The organism is Erwinia sp. L03-1, assembly GCF_058686115.1.
In genome coordinates, this window is the sequence record NZ_CM178762.1 from 1391875 (window position 1) to 1405349 (window position 13475).

The window sequence follows — 13475 nt, forward strand, 5'->3', positions numbered from 1 at the left end:
TTACAGCTGGAAGTCGTCGAAGTCGTTTGCGCCGACTTCAGAGTCAATCTGACCGACGAGGTAAGAGCTGACTTCCACTTCCTGTGGTGCCACCTGCACGTTGTCCGATACCAGCCAGGAGTTAATCCAGGGGATGGGGTTTGAACGGGTCTTAAACGGCAGATCCAGACCGACCGCCTGCATGCGGATATTGGTGATGTACTCAATATACTGCCACAGGATATCTTTGTTCAGACCGATCATGGAACCGTCGCGGAACAGATATTCCGCCCACTCTTTTTCCTGCTGTGCAGCCAGCACAAACAGGTCATAGCACTCCTGACGGCATTCGCGCGCGATATCAGCCATCTCAGGATCGTCTTCACCGCTGCGCAGCAGGTTGAGCATATGCTGCGTGCCGGTCAGATGCAGCGCTTCGTCACGGGCGATCAGGCGGATGATTTTGGCGTTGCCTTCCATCAGTTCGCGCTCGGCGAAGGCGAAGGAGCAGGCAAAGCTGACGTAAAAGCGAATGGCTTCCAGCGCGTTAACGCTCATCAGGCAGATATAGAGCTGCTTTTTCAGCGCCCGCAGGCTGACGGTGATCGACTTACCGTTAACCTGGTGGGTACCTTCGCCCAGCAGATGCCAGTAGTTGGTCATCTCAATCAGATCGTCGTAGTACGAGGAAATATCCTTCGCGCGCGACAGGATCTGCTCATTGGTCACGATGTCATCAAACACAATGGCCGGATCGTTAACAATGTTGCGGATAATGTGGGTATATGAGCGAGAGTGGATCGTTTCGGAAAACGCCCAGGTCTCGATCCACGTCTCCAGTTCAGGAATGGAGATCAGCGGCAGAAGCGCCACGTTAGGGCTTCTTCCCTGAATTGAATCCAGCAGCGTCTGATACTTCAGGTTGCTGATGAAGATATGCTTTTCGTGATCCGGCAGCCCCTGATAGTCAATGCGGTCACGCGATACGTCGACCTCTTCAGGGCGCCAGAAGAAGCTGAGCTGTTTTTCAATCAGCTTTTCAAAAATGTCATATTTCTGCTGGTCATAGCGGGCGACGTTAACCGGCTGGCCGAAAAACATCGGTTCATCCAGCTGATTGTTTTTATTCTGCGAGAACGTAGTGTAAGCCATTAGCATCTGTCCATCGTACGCGGGCCGATAACACCAGCCCGTGAGAAGAGAAGAGGGGGGACAGGCTGCCCTGTCCCAGGGTTAACGATTAAATCTTGCAGGCACCGCTCTCGCAGCCGTCATCCTGAATGGAAGGGGCCAGATCGTCCTGCGCATCTTCCGCACCGTCGCGGGTGTTTTGATAGTAAAGCGTCTTCACACCAAATTTGTAGGCGGTCAGCAGATCTTTCAGCAGCTGCTTCATCGGTACGCGACCATTAGCAAAGCGTGTAGGGTCGTAGTTGGTGTTGGACGAAATTGCCTGGTCGATAAACTTCTGCATCAGGCCGACCAGCTGCAAATAACCGTCGTTGTTCGGCATATCCCACAGCAGCTCGTAGCTGTCTTTCAGGCGCTCATACTCCGGCACCACCTGACGCAAAATGCCATCTTTGGACGCTTTAATGCTGATATGTCCGCGCGGCGGCTCAATACCGTTGGTGGCGTTAGAAATCTGCGATGAGGTTTCAGACGGCATCAGGGCAGAGAGCGTGGAGTTACGCAGACCGTGGGTTTTGATCTCTTCGCGCAGGCTTTCCCAGTCCAGGTGCAGCGGCTCGTTACCGATCGCATCCAGATCTTTTTTGTAGGTATCGATCGGCAGAATGCCCTGAGAGTAGGTGGTTTCATTAAACCACGGGCAGGCGCCTTGCTCTTTCGCCAGATTGTTTGACGCCTTCAGCAGGTAGTACTGAATGGCTTCAAAAGTCCTGTGCGTCAGGTTGTTGGCGCTGCCGTCGGAGTAGCGTACGCCGTGCTTCGCCAGATAGTAAGCGTAGTTGATGACGCCAATACCCAGCGTGCGGCGGCCCATCGCGCCCCGTTTTGCCGCCGGGATCGGATAGTCCTGATAGTCCAGCAGGGCATCCAGCGCGCGCACCGCCAGCGTGGCCAGCTCTTCCAAATCGTCCAGGCTCTCAATCGCGCCCAGGTTAAAGGCAGAGAGCGTACAGAGGGCGATTTCGCCATCTTCGTCATTAACGTCCATCATCGGCTTGGTCGGCAGGGCGATCTCAAGGCAGAGATTAGACTGACGTACCGGCGCAATGCTGGGATCGAACGGGCTGTGGGTATTGCAGTGGTCAACGTTCTGAATATAGATACGGCCCGTTGAGGCACGCTCCTGCATCATCAGCGAAAACAGCTCGACGGCCTTAATCTTCTGCTTACGAATGCTGTCGTCCTGCTCATATTTGGTATACAGCCGCTCGAATTCGTCCTGATTGGCGAAAAAGGCGTCGTACAGGCCAGGTACGTCGGACGGGCTGAACAGGGTAATATCCTCGCCCTTCAGCAGGCGCTGGTACATCAGCTTATTGATCTGTACGCCGTAGTCCATATGACGTACGCGGTTACCCTCGACGCCACGGTTGTTTTTCAGCACCAGCAGGCTTTCCACTTCCAGATGCCACATAGGATAGAAGAGGGTGGCCGCGCCGCCGCGAACGCCGCCCTGCGAGCAGGACTTAACGGCGGTCTGGAAGTGCTTATAGAAAGGAATACAGCCGGTATGGAAGGCTTCTCCCCCGCGGATCGGGCTGCCCAGGGCGCGAATACGGCCGGCGTTGATGCCGATACCGGCGCGCTGAGAGACATATTTCACAATCGCGCTGGAGGTGGCATTGATGGAATCCAGGCTGTCGCCGCATTCGATCAGTACGCAGGAGCTGAACTGACGGGTCGGCGTACGCACGCCGGACATAATCGGCGTAGGCAGTGAAATTTTAAAGGTCGAGATAGCGTCGTAGAAGCGCTTAACGTAGTCCAGGCGCGTCTCGCGCGGGTAGCCGGAGAACAGGCAGGCGGCGACCAGGATATAAAGGAACTGCGCGCTTTCGTAGATGTCACCGCTGACGCGGTTCTGCACCAGATATTTGCCTTCCAGCTGCTTCACCGCGGCATAGGAGAAATTCATATCGCGCCAGTGGTCGATAAAACCGTCCATCTGCCCGAACTCTTCCTGACTGTAGTCTTCCAGCAGGTGGCGGTCATACTTGCCGAGATCGACCATGCGCTTCACCTGGTCATAAAGCGTTGGTGGCTCAAACTGGCCGTACGCTTTCTTACGCAGGTGGAAAATCGCCAGGCGCGCGGCCATATACTGATAGTCGGGCGCATCGCGGGAGATCAGATCCGCCGCAGACTTGATAATCGTCTCATGAATATCAGAGGTCCTGATCCCTTCATAAAACTGGATGTGGCAGCGCAGTTCAACCTGCGAAACGGAGACGTTTTGCAACCCTTCGGCAGCCCAGTCAAGCACGCGGTGGATTTTATCAAGATTGATGCGTTCTTTGCGGCCGTCGCGTTTGGTGACAAGCAGACTCTGATTCATGTCGCGTAGTTATCCTGTCCGTAAGTCGAAAGTATCCCCCGGTTATACACAGCATCTTCAGATGTGAGTAACTCTGTGGATAAACACTATATATAGGGGGTTAGGGAAGTATTTGTATCAATATGGTGAGTATTTTAGATATTTATCCGCGCTTAACAAGGCTTGATTTTACCGCCATTTTACTGTTCAGAGGGGGGTATTTTTCCTAAGTCCTCGTTTATCAAGGCGTGCCGCCATGTCAACAGGTTGATCTTTTTTTTTGTTCTATGATCGGAAGCGGGTTTCCTGTTCAGTTGAGAAATGGCAGGGGTAACTTTGAGTGAAAACCGCTCGCTCGCGCCAGTCTGATTTTTGTTCGTCGCGGCCCTGGCGGTAAAAAAAACAGATTTTTAGCCGGTCCGTTTTGGCAAACAATGCTATTGCCTCGGGTGAACGGCGGCATTATAAATGCCGCCAGTTGCCAGTTGCCAGTTGCCAGTTGCCAGTTGCCAGTTGCCAGTTGCCGGTCGCAGAGCATGGCGGAGCTGAGCGCAGGACGTATTAACCTGCGAGGCAGTGCGTATGCACCATATAGTTAACGTCAACGCCGGGAGCGAGCTTAAAGCTGTTGGTCAGCGGATTATAGTGCAGCCCAATGATATGACGCTCGCGCAGCGGCGTTTCATCGACCCAGTTCAACAGTTCGGCCGGGCGAATAAACTTCTTAATATCATGAGTGCCGCGCGGCACCATACGCAGAACGTACTCGGCACCCACAATCGCCATCAGCCAGGACTTGCTGTTACGGTTTAGCGTAGAGAAAAAAACTTCGCCGCCGGGTTTGACCAGCTTCGCGCAGGCGTGAACCACCGAGCGCGGGTCGGGTACATGCTCCAGCATCTCCATACAGGTCACCACGTCATACTGCCCGGCGAACTGGTCAGCGTGCTCTTCCACGGTCTGCTGAACGTAATCCACCTTAACGCCGCTCTCCAGCGCATGCAGACGGGCGATCGCCAGCGGTTCCGCGCCCATATCCAGGCCGGTCACCTCCGCACCCTCGCGCGCCATGCTTTCTGCCAGGATGCCGCCGCCGCAGCCCACGTCCAGTACCTTCTTACCGAACAGGCCGTCGCTGTGCTGAGCAATATAGCCGAGGCGCAGCGGGTTGATGCGGTGCAGAGGTTTGAATTCTCCCTCCAGGTCCCACCAGCGCGACGCTACCGCCTCGAATTTGGCAATTTCTTTCTGGTCCACATTCGCCGTGGCGGCGTTCTGTTCTGCCTTCATTACCTGGTCACTCCCTTCAATGTTTGCCGCAAGTATATACCCTTCATCCCGCAAGTTGCAGCGGAGTTGCCTGCGCCCACCCGGTCCGTTTACCCGGCAGATGAAATATCCAACGCATCACGCCGTGGCCCTGCCTGCCGTGGCCGCCGAAGTCGCCAGCAGCCCGTTTAACGGAGAATCAGGAATGGACGGCGTTAAAGCGCTCAAATCGACGCTTTCCGTTCACCACCAGGGCTAAAGGTGATATACTTTCGCACCTTAGAATCCGGGTATAACGTAGAGGGATAGCGGCTCCATGAGCGATCTAGCCAGAGAAATCACACCGGTTAATATTGAGGAAGAATTAAAGAACTCTTACCTTGATTATGCCATGTCGGTCATCGTTGGCCGTGCCTTGCCAGACGTTCGCGATGGCCTGAAACCAGTACACCGTCGTGTGCTCTACGCCATGAACGTGCTGGGTAATGACTGGAATAAAGCCTATAAAAAATCCGCCCGTGTCGTCGGCGACGTTATTGGTAAATATCACCCTCACGGTGACAGCGCCGTTTACGACACCATTGTGCGTATGGCGCAGCCTTTTTCACTTCGCTATATGCTGGTCGACGGACAGGGTAACTTTGGTTCCGTAGATGGCGACTCCGCCGCTGCAATGCGTTATACCGAAGTGCGCATGTCTAAAATTGCTCATGAGCTGCTGTCGGATCTGGAAAAAGAGACCGTCGACTTCGTGCCAAACTATGACGGCACCGAGCAGATCCCGGCCGTTATGCCGACCAAAATCCCTAACCTGCTGATTAACGGCGCGTCCGGTATCGCGGTGGGGATGGCAACGAACATTCCGCCGCACAACCTGACCGAAGTGATCAACGGCTGTCTGGCCTATATTGATGATGAAAACATCAGCATTGAAGGGCTGATGGCGCATATTCCCGGGCCGGACTTTCCTACCGCCGCTATTATTAATGGCCGCCGTGGCATTGAAGAAGCCTATCGCACCGGACGCGGCAAAATTTACATCCGCGCCCGTGGCGAAGTGGAAGTGGATGCGAAAACCAACCGCGAGACCATCATCATTCACGAAATTCCTTATCAGGTGAACAAAGCTCGCCTGATCGAGAAGATCGCAGAACTGGTGAAAGAGAAGCGTCTGGAAGGCATCAGCGCCCTGCGCGACGAATCAGACAAAGACGGTATGCGTATCGTCATTGAGGTGAAGCGTGACGCCGTGGGGGAAGTGGTACTGAATAACCTCTACTCGCTGACCCAGCTACAGACCTCCTTCGGTATTAATATGGTGGCGCTGCATCAGGGCCAGCCAAAGATTATGCCGCTGAAGGACATTCTGGAAGCCTTCGTTCGCCACCGCCGTGAAGTGGTGACGCGCCGCACTATTTTTGAGCTGCGTAAAGCCCGCGACCGTGCGCACATTCTTGAAGCGCTGGCCATTGCGCTGGCGAATATCGATCCGATCATTGAGCTAATCCGCCACGCCTCTTCACCGGCAGAAGCGAAAGCGGGCCTGGTGGCGCGTCCGTGGGATCTGGGTAACGTCTCGGCAATGCTGGAGCGGGCTGGCGATGACGCTGCCCGTCCCGAGTGGCTGGAAGATGAGTTCGGTATCCGCGACGGCCAGTACTACCTGACCGAGCAGCAGGCACAGGCAATTCTGGATCTGCGTCTGCAGAAGCTGACCGGCCTTGAGCATGAGAAGCTGCTGGACGAGTACAAAGAGCTGCTGATGCAGATCGCCGAACTGCTGCGTATTCTGGAAAGCTCAGAGCGCCTGATGGAAGTGATCCGCGAAGAGCTGGAGCTGATCCGCGATCAGTTCGGTGACAAGCGCCGCACTGAAATCACCGAAAACAGCGCCGATATCAATATTGAAGACCTGATCAACCAGGAAGACGTGGTGGTCACCCTGTCTCACCAGGGCTATGTGAAGTATCAGCCGCTGACCGACTATGAAGCGCAGCGTCGCGGTGGCAAGGGCAAATCGGCCGCACGTATTAAAGAAGAAGACTTTATCGACCGCCTGCTGGTGGCTAACACCCACGACACTATCCTGTGCTTCTCCAGCCGGGGCCGTCTCTACTGGATGAAGGTCTATCAGCTGCCGGAAGCCAGCCGTGGCGCGCGTGGACGTCCAATCGTCAACCTGCTGCCGCTGGAAGCGAACGAGCGTATCACCGCCATTCTGCCGGTGCGCGAGTATGCTGAAGGCTGGAATATCTTTATGGCCACCGCCAGCGGTACCGTGAAGAAAACGGCGCTTACGGAATTCAGCCGCCCACGCAGCGCCGGTATTATTGCGGTCAATCTGCGTGACGACGATGAGCTGATTGGCGTGGCACTGACCAACGGCAGCGATGAAGCCATGCTCTTCTCTGCCGCCGGTAAAGTCGTGCGCTTTGCGGAGAACGCGGTGCGGGCGATGGGTCGTACGGCTTCGGGCGTGCGCGGGATTAAACTGTCGGAAGGCGATCGCGTGGTATCACTGATTGTGCCGCGTGACGATGGCGCAATCATGACGGTAACGCAGAACGGCTACGGTAAACGTACCGCCAACAGCGAATATCCGACCAAGTCCCGTGCGACGCAGGGGGTTATCTCCATCAAGGTTACCGAGCGTAACGGACCGGTGATTGGCGCGGTACAGGTTGTCGATAGCGATCAGATTATGATGATTACCGATGCCGGAACGCTGGTGCGTACGCGCGTTTCTGAAGTGAGCGTGGTAGGGCGTAACACCCAGGGTGTTATCCTGATCCGCACCGCAGAAGATGAAAACGTGGTTGGCTTGCAGCGCGTAGCCGAGCCGGTTGCTGAAGAAGAGCTGGATGCCATCGACGGCAGCGTGGCAGAAGGGGATGATGATATTGCCCCGGAAGTCGACAGCGAAGATGAAGCACCAGAAGGTGACGACGAGGAATAACGCCTCACCGCTTTGTTAAGGCGTCATACGGAAAAGCCGGTTCAGTTGAACCGGCTTTTTTTTTGTACTAATAAAACCTCCCTTCATTGCTGCAACCTCATATTGATTCGGGTGCTCACCTGAGAAATTGATCGCGTTAACGTCCCCAGCCACCGTTATAAAGGAACAGGCCCTTTTACCCGTGCCGGAAATACGCAGGGTAATGCCTGAAGATGTAAATATTTTGTGAAATAAAGCTTAATTTCAGCGCCAGGTGAAGCAGGGGGCGCTGGATTAAAGCAATTTAATGTTAATTCATTTAACGCAGGAGTTAATTTTCCGCTGGGAATGGTTAATTTAAAGTATATAACAGAATAAAAATCTTAATATTTGAATTGCTCAAGTTATTATTCCGTTAAAAAGCAAATATCAGTATATTGATCTGGCAAGAGAGGGGTTCTCTCTTCGGTACAGCGAATAATATCGCTCAAGGCTACCGTCATTAACTCAAGGATTAATTATGTTCAACGTCAGGATCAAAACCGCCATTATTGTGCTTTCCGCTGCCATGTCCGCTTCATCTTTTGCCGATGATACCGCGGTCAAAGCACCGACCGGTACTGACCAGGGTTCAGGTCGTATTCATTTTACCGGCACGGTAATTAATGCGCCCTGTTCCATTGCCGCCGGGGATGAAGATATCAACGTTGATATGGGGCAGATTGCTAATAAGGTGCTGGAAACCGGCAATAAATATTCGCAAAACGTTAACTACGTTATTCACCTGCAGGATTGCAGCCTGAGTGCGCAGACGGCGGGTAACGTACAGTATCCCGCTATGTCTAAGGTGGCGGTCACCTTTACCGGTACGCCGGACGGCAGCAAGACTGACCTGCTGGCAAACACCGGTAGCGCACAGGGTGCGGGTATCCGCCTGATCGATGCCAATGGTTCTCTGCTCAAGGTCGGTGATACCTCAGCTGATATTCCACTGGCCAACGGCAACAACGAGCTTAAGTTTGCTGCGCGGGTGGAAGCCAATAGCCAGCCCGTGTCTACAGGTACCCTCGTATCGCAGGCGACCTACGCCCTGAACTATAAATAGCTTTTTTTAAGGGGAGGGAACTCCCCTTTATTTCACCGTTTTATCCATGCGCCACACCGGGTTTTCAGAGAATTATAAGAAGCGACTTTATTATGTTGTTTGCACCAGGACGAACATCAACAATAGCCAGAATACTGGCAGGGCTTGTTATTTATCTTACCGGATGCCTGGCGACCTTTTCCGCCAGAGCTGTAGAATTTAACCTTAATTTCGTGGATTCCAGCGATCGGAAAAATATAGATTTATCGCGCTTTCAGATAGCTAACTATATTGCACCTGGGGAATACCAGGTAGACGTATTACTGAACGGTCGGACGGTCAGCGATCGCCTGCTGGTTAACTTTATCCCTGAGGGGGAAGACAAAAACAGTCGGGTCTGTTTGCCGCCCGATCTGGTTCAACGTTTTGACCTGACCCCAGAGGCCGCTGCGCGCCTGACCCTCTGGCATCAGGGGCAGTGCTCCTCGCTGGATCAGCAAAAAGAGGTCACTACGCGCTACGATCGTGAGAAGCAAACCCTCAATATAATTATGCCGCAGGCCTGGCTAACCTTTCATGACGAAAACTGGGTGCCACCGTCACAGTGGGATGAAGGGGTGAATGGCGCACTACTCGACTATAACCTTTTCGCCAGCACCTACCAGCCGCACCGCGGCACCAGCTCATCCAGCATCAGTAGCTATGGCACGGCGGGATTCAACCTCGGTCCCTGGCGCGCACGCGCGGACTATCAGTACCAGGCGTCGCGTCCGTCCGACGCGGCATCACGCGGCAAACTGAGCTGGAACCAGACTTACCTTTATCGCGCGCTTCCGGCGTTGGGGGCCAGGCTGACTGCCGGTCAGACTAACTTCAGTTCTGATATTTTTGAATCCTTTCGCTTTGTCGGCGTCACGCTTAACAGCGACACGCGCATGCTGCCGCCCGCACTGCGCGGCTATGCGCCCCAGGTCACGGGCATTGCCAAAACTAACGCGAAGGTTAGCATCAGCCAGAATGGCCGCATCATTTACCAGACCAATGTGTCGCCTGGCCCCTTTGTCATTCAGGACCTTACCGAAGCAGTGCAGGGCGCGCTGGATGTGGAAATTACCGAGGAGGACGGCAGCGTCACGCGCTATCAGGTCACGACCGCCAGCCTGCCGTTCCTCACCCGCAAAGGCCAGGTACGCTTTAAAAGCGCAATGGGTAAACCTGCCAGCGGCAGCAGTAATCACGTGATACAGCCGGGTTTTTTTAGTGGCGAAATGTCATGGGGAGCATTAAATAATCTGTCGCTTTATGGCGGCCTTATCGCCACCACTGGCAGCTATCAGGCGCTGGCAATGGGGATAGGTCAGAATCTGGAGGATTTCGGTGCCGTCTCGGTGGATGCCACACGCTCATCGGCCGTGTTGCCCCAGGCCGGCAAAGAGACCGGCATGAGCTATCGCGTGAACTACTCCAAACGCTTCGAGAGTACCGGTAGCCAGGTCACCTTTGCTGGCTACCGGTATGCAGACCGGACCTTTATGTCACTCGGGCAGTATCTCAACAAGGTGAACGGCAGCGGCTATTCCAGAGATGATAAGCAGACCTATACCCTCAGCGCCAACCAGTATCTGCCCTGGCCCGCGATCACGCTTTTTCTCTCGGCTACGCATAACGTCTACTGGAACGCCAGTTCAGGGAATAACTACAGCCTGTCGGTGAGCAAAATTTTCGATATCGGGTCCCTGAGAGGCGTATCAGCCACCCTGTCAGCCAGCAAGCTGCGCTATCAAACAACGGATGAGAACCAGATGTTTCTCTCACTCAGCCTGCCGATCTCTTCCGGGCAGCAGGTGAGCTACGACGCGCAGCAGGATCGGCGAAATGGTTTCTCGCAAACGGCCTCCTGGTACAACAGCCAGGATCCCAATAACAGCTGGCGCGTCGGCGTCGGCGGCGGCAGTCCCGATCTGCAACAGGGCAGAGGCGTTTTCCGCGCCAACTATCAGCATATGTCGCCCTGGGGCCAGCTGGGTCTGAACGGCAGCGTGAAAGACGATGACTATCGCTCGCTCAATGCTAACTGGTACGGATCGATCACGGCGACCGCCGCCGGGGCCGCCCTGCATCAGAGCAGCGCCGGAAGCGAACCCCGAATGATGATCGCAGCGGGTGTGCCGGGGATCCCGGTCAGCAACGGCGCATCGGTCACTAACCGTTACGGCATCGCCGTGGTCAATGGCTTCTCCAGCTACCAGACCTCTGATATCCGCATCGACATCAACCATCTGCCGGATGACGTGGAGGTTTATAACACGGTGGTGAGTAAGACGCTGACGGAAGGGGCGATCGGGCTGCGCCAGGTTCGGGCAGTCAAAGGGGAGCGCATGCTGGCGGTGATCCGTCGGGCCGACGGCAGTTATCCACCATTGGGCGCAACGGTTATGGATAACAGCTCCGGCCTGGAAGCGGGCCTGGTCGGCGACGGCGGACTGGCCTGGCTTTCCGGGATATCGGGTGAAAAATCCCTGACGGTGCAGTGGGGAGACGGGCAGCAGTGCAGGATCCAGGTCCCCACGCAGCAGAAAGAACCGGGCGCGCAGATCCTGCTGCCCTGTGTAAAAACGCAATAACGCAAAATCAGTTAAGGAAGAAGCGTGAAATATAATCGAACACTCTGTAGTGCCTTTTGCCTGTTAGCCGCCAGCCTCGCTGCCCCCGCTATGGGGGCACTGAATCTGGACCGCACGCGAATTATCTACAATGCCAGTGATAAATCAATCAGCGTCATGGTGGAAAACCAGAGTAAAGAGCTGCCCTATCTGGCCCAGGTCTGGCTGGAAAATGCGCAGGGAGAAAAAATCACTTCACCGCTGGTGGCACTGCCGCCGATGCAGCGGATCGATGCCGGGCAGAAGAGCCAGATTCGCGTGCTACAGCTACCGGCCACCGCTGCACTGCCCACCGACCGCGAGTCGCTGTTTTACTTTAACGTGCGTGAAGTCCCGCCCAAAAGCGGCTTAGCCAATGTTATGCAGGTGGCCATCCAGAGCCGGGTAAAGCTGTTTTATCGGCCCACTCAATTGCTAAAGCAGGTTCGTGACCACTGGCAGGATCAGTTGCAGGTAAGCCGCGTGGATAACGGGCTGAAGCTGGTCAACCCCACGCCGTTTTATATTACGCTGGGCTACCTCGGCAAAGACAACAAGGGCAACGTGCCGGGCTTTGACAGCCTGATGCTGGCACCCTTCACCACGAAAACATTAACGGGCAGCGGCTATGTCAGTCACCAGTACAGCATTGGTTATATGGATGACTACGGTGGATTACAGGTTAACCGGTATCGCTGCGACACCACTCTCTGCCAGCGGGTAACGAAAACTCAGGACTCGCAGAAATGATGGATCTTCATCTGCACAATTTGATTACTCAGGAGGGGTGGGATGCACATGTCAGAGATTGTTAAACGCGTAGCGCACCAGCTGGCCCTGCTTTTGGGGCTTCTGCTGGTGTCATATCAGGCACTGGCGCTGGACTGCGTAGAAAAAGGCACCGGCATTGTCAACAAACCCGCTATTCCGGTTGGAAAACTGGCTATTCCGGCTAACGTGCCGCCCGGGACGAAAATCTGGGAGTCAAACGACATCAGCGTGACGGCGTACTGCGATAACGTGCTGGGTTCCATTACCGATATTGTCCATTTCTATTTTAATCCGAAATCCGAGTCTATCGGTCAGGGGCTGCTGCTGGGCGTAAGCTACAACGGCCAGGATCTGGAGCAAAACGAGCAGCGCCTCAGCACCAACAGTTCGCCGATCGTCAAAGGGCAAAACGTCACGGTAAACGTTACCTTTCGTTTGTATATCAAGGTCACCGGTAATCCGCCGTCTGGCGGATACTATCAGGGTGCCGATCAGTTTACGGTTTTCCAGCTCGATGGCAGCCGGGGGATCAATAAAATGCCCGGCGCGAAGAACCTTAAATACAATCTCTCCGGGCTTCAGGGGATCCGCTTTCTGGCCTGCGGTTCGGATCTGAAGGTTTATCCGGAGTCACAGATCGTCGACTTTGGTATGCTGCAAAGCACGCAGCTCTCCCGGTCTGCCGGCGTATCGCTGCCCTTTGCGATTAAGGCCGTGAAGCAGGGGTGCATGGATAATTTTTCCCTCCAGGCTGAATTTTCCACCGCCAGCCCGCTGTGGGACAGCAAAGCCATTAATTTAGCAAATGGCACTAAGCTGGTGCTTTATAACGATAAAAATGAGGCCATTACCTTCAATCGCTATGACGATTTTGCCAGTCTCAATAATGTAAATGAGATAACTAAGCAGTTCACCGCTACGATCAGCGCCATACCCGGTCAGGCGATTAAACTGGGACAATTTGATGCGTCAGTGATCGTTAAAATCAACTATTACTGAACCGGCAGGGAAAACACATGCTCAGCAAGCAAAAAATGCGCGCGCGTGCGCTGGAAGAGCCGCAGGACGAGGGGGCAGATCGCTATAGCGCCGGGGAAACTCAGATCCTGGCATTACTCATCTCGCTGCGCGAGGAAGCGGGGATAAGTAAAACCGAGCTTGCCAGACGTCTGGGCATCACCCCGCCTGCCATTAACCGGCTTGAAAAACGCCCGGCGCAGGCCAGTTTCAGCACCCTGGCTCGCTACGCGGAGGCCTGCGGATTTCGTCTTTACCTTCATTACATATAGG

Annotated in this window: 10 protein-coding genes; 7 read left to right on the forward strand and 3 right to left on the reverse strand. The window is 54.6% G+C overall.

The genetic code is table 11. From position 1 onward, the window contains the following. The 3 genes from nrdB to ubiG all read right to left on the reverse strand — a co-directional run bounded on the left by nrdB (position 1) and on the right by ubiG (position 4774). On the reverse strand, positions 1-1131 hold the full coding sequence (gene nrdB, locus AC4PCC_RS06490) for a class Ia ribonucleoside-diphosphate reductase subunit beta (protein ID WP_067705644.1): 1131 nt from the start codon (positions 1129-1131) through the stop codon (positions 1-3). 88 nt (positions 1132-1219) lie between these two features. Beyond that, entirely contained in the window at positions 1220-3505 is a 2286-nt protein-coding gene (gene nrdA / locus AC4PCC_RS06495) for a class 1a ribonucleoside-diphosphate reductase subunit alpha (protein WP_492126793.1), read from the reverse strand. Between the two features lie 540 nt (positions 3506-4045). Then, entirely contained in the window at positions 4046-4774 is a 729-nt protein-coding gene (ubiG, locus tag AC4PCC_RS06500) for a bifunctional 2-polyprenyl-6-hydroxyphenol methylase/3-demethylubiquinol 3-O-methyltransferase UbiG (RefSeq protein WP_345828318.1), read from the reverse strand. A 100-nt stretch (positions 4775-4874) separates the two neighbouring features. Here ubiG and AC4PCC_RS06505 point away from each other — a divergent pair, with 100 nt between their 5' ends. The 7 genes from AC4PCC_RS06505 (at position 4875) to AC4PCC_RS06535 (ending at position 13474) form a co-directional block, all read left to right on the forward strand. Continuing rightward, positions 4875-5012: a hypothetical protein gene (locus AC4PCC_RS06505; RefSeq protein WP_492126794.1), complete on the forward strand. Its 138-nt coding sequence runs from the start codon at positions 4875-4877 to the stop codon at positions 5010-5012. A gap of 57 nt (positions 5013-5069) precedes the next feature. Then, on the forward strand, positions 5070-7709 hold the full coding sequence (gene gyrA, locus AC4PCC_RS06510) for a DNA topoisomerase (ATP-hydrolyzing) subunit A (protein WP_492126795.1): 2640 nt from the start codon (positions 5070-5072) through the stop codon (positions 7707-7709). 499 nt (positions 7710-8208) lie between these two features. Beyond that, positions 8209-8793, forward strand: a complete 585-nt coding sequence (locus AC4PCC_RS06515) for a fimbrial protein (protein ID WP_067705633.1) — start codon at positions 8209-8211, stop codon at positions 8791-8793. Positions 8794-8885: 92 nt separating this feature from the next. Continuing rightward, the gene (locus tag AC4PCC_RS06520) at positions 8886-11396 is read left to right on the forward strand and encodes a fimbria/pilus outer membrane usher protein (protein WP_492126796.1); all 2511 of its coding nucleotides are present in this window, start codon (positions 8886-8888) and stop codon (positions 11394-11396) included. Between the two features lie 24 nt (positions 11397-11420). Beyond that, entirely contained in the window at positions 11421-12164 is a 744-nt protein-coding gene (locus AC4PCC_RS06525; RefSeq protein WP_492126797.1) for a fimbrial biogenesis chaperone, read from the forward strand. A 42-nt stretch (positions 12165-12206) separates the two neighbouring features. Further along, positions 12207-13184, forward strand: a complete 978-nt coding sequence (locus tag AC4PCC_RS06530) for a fimbrial protein (protein WP_492126798.1) — start codon at positions 12207-12209, stop codon at positions 13182-13184. Between the two features lie 17 nt (positions 13185-13201). Continuing rightward, positions 13202-13474 carry a helix-turn-helix domain-containing protein gene (locus AC4PCC_RS06535; RefSeq protein WP_492126799.1) on the forward strand — a complete coding sequence of 91 codons (273 nt, stop codon included), beginning with the start codon at positions 13202-13204 and terminating at the stop codon, positions 13472-13474. The last annotated feature ends 1 nt before the right edge of the window (position 13475 follow it).